We start from the raw sequence: 3,295 nt of genomic DNA on the forward strand, positions 1-3,295 counted from the left end.
ATCAAAACTGGTAAACCCCTCTTTTTCAAGAGGATGTGTCAGATTTGGTCTGAACTAATCCACCTAAAGAAGCTGTCTCATATCTTCTTTAGGTGATTAACATGTAGGCAATAAAGCTCTGTATTAAGCGGTACATGAACCACATTATTCATTTTGCTTTGACAGATTGGCATGATGCCCCCTCCATCAACTTCGGAGGGAAGCCCCATGAATCAGCAGCAGTGACAAAGTCATGTCAGGACCTAATTGGAATGGGCTATGTGCGATCCTCATCAACGATGGTCGCTTAGATATTGATAACGACTTGACTGAACAGGAAATCAAACCCTTTGTGATGGCTCGCAATAACTTCCTGTTTGCATCTTCGGTCAAGGCGCTACAGCAATATGCCTTCTCTCTGTTTGATCCGCACTGCTAAACACCGCGATCTTGACCCCTACAGGTATTACGTGAAGTTGCTTGAGTAGATTCCTCACTGCCAATCCGTTAAAGATTATGAAGCACTGCTACCCTGGAATATCCAACTTGAGAGAGTTGAGATGCCCGCAGCCGCATAATATAAAGGTGCTGCCAATCTAGTAAGATCGCTTACAATTGGGTGGGACTGCGGGATCTCAAAATATCCTAAAAAGAAGTCTCCGTTTATTATTTTGTCCGATATTTTGTGTGATGGATCGAGATTGCTATGTTAAAAGAAAAGTTGAAAGAAAATATAAGTAACCATTGGCGAGCACGTTTTGCTGCGTTAAGTCTTGCCGGAATATTGTCCACAATGGGTCTTTCGCAAGCATATTGCGCAGACACTTTCGCAATTGAGGGAGGCAAGTGGTTTGATGGGGCCGAGTTTAAACCGGCAACTTGGTTTGTCGATGAAAATGGTTCCTTAACCAAAACCCGCCCGAAAAATATTGATCATATCATTGAAGTCAATGGGAAATTTGTGGTGCCCCCTTATGGAGAGGGACACAATCACAATCTGCAAAATCCTTGGGCGGTTAAGAATTTTGGGCCACTGCAGGTCAGTTCCGGGGTTTTTTACAGCGTGCAGATGTGCAGCTTTGGTGAGGAGGTCAAGGCACAGTTCAGCAGCAGGGATACCATGGACGTCTTGTTTGCTTCTGACTGCATTACCGCATCAGATGGCCATCCCTTAGGGTTGATTTTAAATGGCAAAAAAGAAGTCACCAATGATGAGTTAAAAAACGCCCAGGAAATGGTGCTGGTGGCAGATAGTAAAGAGGATCTCGACCAAATTTGGGAGAAAGTTAAGGCCAACCATCCCTCTTTTATTAAAATTATACTTGTCGGTAGTGAAAAATTTGAGGAGCGCCACGGTGATAAGAAATATCTTGGTATCAATGGTCTCAATCCGAAATTAGTACCTAGGATAGTCGAGCGTGCCCATCAATCGGGAATTCCAGTGGCGGCCCACGTGGATACTGCCCACGATGCCGAAGTAGCCATTAAGGCGGGTGTCGATGTGCTTGGGCATCTGCCCGGATATAGAATTGCCAAAAACGAAGGCTTCGATAGGCAGGACTATGTGTTGAGCGACGCAGTCATTGCCGAAGCGGCCAAACGCGGTACCAAATTGATCGCCACAGCCAATGTGCCTTCTAAGCACTATACCAAAGAGGAGATTTCGGAAATTCAAGCCAACCAGAGAGATAACCTGAGGCGTTTGCGCAAAGCGGGTGCCACCATATTAATGGGGAGTGATAATTTCTCCGGTACGGTACTTAGTGAAATTCGCTACCTTGATGCTTTAGGCATTGCCCCGAGAGAAGCACTGCTGAAATCTCTGACCATGGATACACCGAAATGGATGTATCCAGGGCGCCATTTAGGGGTATTTGCCGAGGGCGCTGAAGGCAGCTTCCTGGTATTGGAAGGGAATCCTCTGGAGGACCTTGGCTTTCTCGATCAAATCCATATTGGCGTTAAGCAGGGCTATCTTAATACGGAAATCGTATCCCTCCAGTTCGGGGCGTCGCTGTAAGCTTTGCAGTATCGCCCGCAAAATGTGAGATGGCTCACTGATGAGGCCTCACCGGCCGGAGACGCCGCCGACATTAATATGGCCGGTAGTAACAAGACCCATTGATATCGCCGGTTACAGAATAACCGATCAATAGTGTTTCACCTGAATGGCCACTACCTTCATGTTGGACGTCCCAGTATCCTGTATTGAGTGTACATTGATGGCTAGAATCAAAAAATTGAAATTGCAAATAACAGAGAAAGTCATTAGCCAGGATAAGTAAATATGATTGTTTAGCTTGTGATTTTGTATATTTAGCGATCAGCGGGAAAGAAGCTTCGCTGGCAATCGTCACAGCTGATATTCAAATTGGCTTTCCCATAAAGTATAACCCCACAGCCATCGCAGACGTATTTCGTGCGTGTTGACTTCTTGGCAGCCTCTTGCAGAACAAAAGTATCTGGTACAAGAGAGGATAAGGTTTCCCGCCCTTCTTGATCGTTGTAGTACTCTGTCAACGAAACGATGCCGGATTGAGCAACGGTTCGAATTAGGTCCTGGTAGTCTGCTTGCTCAAAATTCAGACCGGAAAAAGAAGGTACGTCGGAATCTTTTGGTGATTGAATCGATGCTACTACCGGCTCATATAGCCGGGGTAATGCCTTTCGATCAAACCATGGGAAATTGAAATTGATGGTTTCGGTGAGAGATTCAAAGGATTGAATGAACCGCCCTCCCTCGATGATGTAATCCCCCATTGTTTGACCAACCAACTCACCGCCCGGCTCTCCGGTTGATGATGGCATGAGGCCAATTGCCATCATTTTTTTGGCCCACTGCAGATTATGGTACCCTTTTCGGCTTGGCTTTCCGAGCTGATATTGCCAGCAGTGTGCCATCTCATGTACCAATGTTTGACAGATTTCAATCAATCGAGAGCTGGCCAAAAATGAGGGGTTGATAGCAATCTCATTTCGCGTATCCCCTACAGCGTTTCCCCAGCGTTCCGGAGAAAAATACCCCATCACACCACTCTTACGCTGAAAGGTAAAAATCACATCTGGAAGATTATTGTCAAACAATTCGAGATTGAAATGTTCGTAGGCTTTTTCCAGGGCCTGATAGAGCTCTGTTGTCGGGTTCATACCAAATACATTAAAGTTCTCTTTAGAGGTACATTACCGCCATTTCTTTAGGGATGATATCTTGAACTTGGACTGAAAACCCGAAAAAAGAATAAAAATTATCTTACATATAACCAAAAGTTAGCAAAATTGTATTGTACAATACAATTTTGCTAACTTTTGGTTATAT

3 protein-coding genes are annotated in these 3,295 nt (G+C 44.9%); 2 read left to right on the forward strand and 1 reads right to left on the reverse strand.

Features of this window, described 5'->3' with window-relative positions:
* Positions 1-232 precede the first annotated feature (232 nt).
* On the forward strand, positions 233-418 hold the full coding sequence (locus ACCI49_RS24065; protein WP_371841789.1) for an IS66 family transposase: 186 nt from the start codon (positions 233-235) through the stop codon (positions 416-418).
* A 267-nt stretch (positions 419-685) separates the two neighbouring features.
* Positions 686-1,999: an amidohydrolase family protein gene (locus ACCI49_RS24070; protein ID WP_371841790.1), complete on the forward strand. Its 1,314-nt coding sequence runs from the start codon at positions 686-688 to the stop codon at positions 1,997-1,999.
* A gap of 296 nt (positions 2,000-2,295) precedes the next feature.
* Here the strand turns inward: ACCI49_RS24070 and ACCI49_RS24075 are convergent, their stop codons facing one another.
* Positions 2,296-3,126 (reverse strand): SprT-like domain-containing protein, encoded by an 831-nt coding sequence (locus ACCI49_RS24075; protein WP_371841791.1) that lies wholly within the window; start codon positions 3,124-3,126, stop codon positions 2,296-2,298.
* Between the last annotated feature and the right edge of the window lie 169 nt (positions 3,127-3,295).

The organism is Microbulbifer epialgicus, from assembly GCF_041447265.1.
GTDB classification, from domain to species: Bacteria; Pseudomonadota; Gammaproteobacteria; order Pseudomonadales; family Cellvibrionaceae; genus Microbulbifer; species Microbulbifer epialgicus.

Excerpts from the sequence above, each read along its gene's own strand:
- ACCI49_RS24065 (WP_371841789.1), top strand. The coding sequence starts at position 233 with ATGTCAGGACCTAATTGGAATGGGCTATGTGCGATCCTCATCAACGAT.
- ACCI49_RS24070 (WP_371841790.1), top strand. The coding sequence starts at position 686 with ATGTTAAAAGAAAAGTTGAAAGAAAATATAAGTAACCATTGGCGAGCA.
- ACCI49_RS24075 (WP_371841791.1), bottom strand. The coding sequence starts at position 3,126 with ATGAACCCGACAACAGAGCTCTATCAGGCCCTGGAAAAAGCCTACGAA.